2 protein-coding genes are annotated in these 2,073 nt (G+C 66.9%); both read right to left on the bottom strand.

What is annotated here, in order from left to right; all coding sequences use genetic code 11:
* A partial coding sequence (locus D2V07_RS18335; RefSeq protein ID WP_325049054.1) for a biotin carboxylase N-terminal domain-containing protein occupies positions 1–625 on the bottom strand: 625 nt, incomplete at its 3' end.
* Positions 625–2,073: methylmalonyl-CoA mutase family protein (locus D2V07_RS18330; protein ID WP_199698846.1), on the bottom strand; the 1,449-nt coding region annotated here is incomplete at its 5' end. The genes D2V07_RS18330 and D2V07_RS18335, both read right to left, overlap by 1 nt.

The raw sequence follows: 2,073 nt of genomic DNA, 5'->3' as shown, positions 1-2,073 counted from the left end.
TATGGCGCGGGTCCTCGATGAACTTCTCGATGAACACGCGGTCATCGCCGAAGGAGTTGAGCCCCTCGCGCTTGGTCGCCTCGAACCCTTCCTCCACGTCGGTGTCGTTCCACGCAAGCCGCATGCCCTTGCCGCCGCCGCCCGCGCTCGCCTTCATCATCACCGGGTAGCCGATTGCGTTCGAGACCTTCACTGCCTCCTCGGTGGTGTCGATGGCATCCTCGGAGCCAGGCACGGTGTTCACGCCCGCTGCCTTGGCCAGCTTCTTGCTCTCGATCTTGTCGCCCATCGCCGCGATCGCACTGGCGGGCGGACCGATGAAGGCGATGCCTTCCGCCTCCAGCGCCTCGACGAAGCTGGCGCGCTCCGACAGGAAGCCATAGCCCGGATGCACGGCCTCGGCGCCTGTCTGCTTGCAGGCGGCGATGATCCTGTCGGCCAGCAGGTAGCTCTCGCTGGCAGGCGGCGGACCGATATGGACGGCCTCGTCCGCTTGTCGCACGAAGGGCGCGCGAGCATCGGCATCGGAGTAGACCGCGACCGTGGCGATACCCATGCGCCGCGCGGTCTTGATGACCCGGCACGCGATCTCGCCCCGGTTGGCGATGAGGATTTTCGTGAACATTATCGTGTCGTCTCCAGTTCCTCACCCGCCGGCGGCATGTTGTGGCCCAAGAGGCGCAGCAGGTCCGCGGCGGCTTCCACCACGTTGGTGCCAGGGCCGTAGATCCCTTGCACGCCGGCCTTCTTCAGGAAGTCGTAGTCCTGCGGCGGGATCACGCCGCCTGCCACCACCTTGATATCGCCGCGATCCGCATCGCGCAGATGGCCGATCAGTTCGGGGATCAGCGTCTTGTGGCCTGCTGCCAGCGACGATGCGCCTACCGCGTCCACCTCGCATTCCAGCGCCATCCTGGCGGTCTCCTCGGGCGTCTGGAACAGCGGGCCGCTGATGACCTCGAACCCCATGTCGGCAAAGGCCGATGCGATCACGTTCGCGCCGCGGTCGTGCCCGTCCTGGCCCATCTTGGCGACCAGCACGCGGGGCTTGTGATCCAGGCGGCGGGCCACGGCCTCCACCCCTTCTGTCACCTGGGCATAGCGCGCATCGTTTTCGTAGGCGCTGGCATACACGCCCTTCACCGGGGTCGGCACCGTGTCGTAGCGGCCGAAGGCTGTCTCCATCGCCATCGAGATCTCGCCCAGCGTCGCATCGGCGCGCGCCGCTTCAACGGCGAGAGCCAGCAGGTTCGTCTCGTTGTCGGCCGCCAGCTTCTCCAGCTGCGAGGGCGGCAGCGGCACGCCCTTCTCGTCGCGGCCTTCCTGCAAGCGCGCCTCGTTCGCAGCCCGGTCCACCCGCGCCCCGCGCGTGAGGTTGGCCAGTGCCACCTTCACCTGCTCCTCGTCGCGGCCCCGGCGTACCGCCTCGATCCGCGCGATCTGGCTGGCGCGCACCTTGTGGTTGTCGATATCCAGCGTGTCGATATGCGCTTCCTCGTCGAGGCGGTACTTGTTCACCCCCACGATCACCGCCTCGCCCTTGTCGACGCTCGCCTGCTTGCGCGCCGCGGCCTCCTCGATCCGCGCCTTGGGCATGCCGCTGGCAACCGCTGCGGTCATGCCCCCCAGCGCATCGACTTCCTCGATCAGCGCGCGGGCCTTCTCCACCAGCTCGTTCGTCAGGCTCTCGATATAGTAGGAACCGCCCAGCGGATCGGCGACATTGGTCACCCCGCTTTCCTCCTCGATCACCAGCTGCGTGTTCCTTGCAATGCGGGCGGAGAAGTCGGTCGGCAGCGCCAGCGCCTCGTCCAGCGCATTGGTGTGCAGCGACTGCGTGCCCCCCAGCACCGCGGCCAGCGCTTCCAGCGTGGTGCGGATCACGTTGTTGTAGGGGTCCTGCTCCTGCAATGACACGCCCGAGGTCTGGCAGTGGGTGCGCAGCATCTTCGACTTGGGGTTCTTGGCCCCAAGCTCGTCCATCACGTCGTGCCACAGCACGCGGCCTGCGCGCATCTTGGCGATCTCCATGAAGAAGTTCATGCCGATGCCCCAGAAGAACGACAGCCGCGG

This window comes from Aurantiacibacter zhengii (assembly GCF_003584125.1).
Lineage (GTDB): Bacteria > Pseudomonadota > Alphaproteobacteria > Sphingomonadales > Sphingomonadaceae > Alteraurantiacibacter > Alteraurantiacibacter zhengii.
Note: the sequence above shows the minus strand (reverse complement) of the source record. Positions and strands in the feature narration are given on the sequence as shown.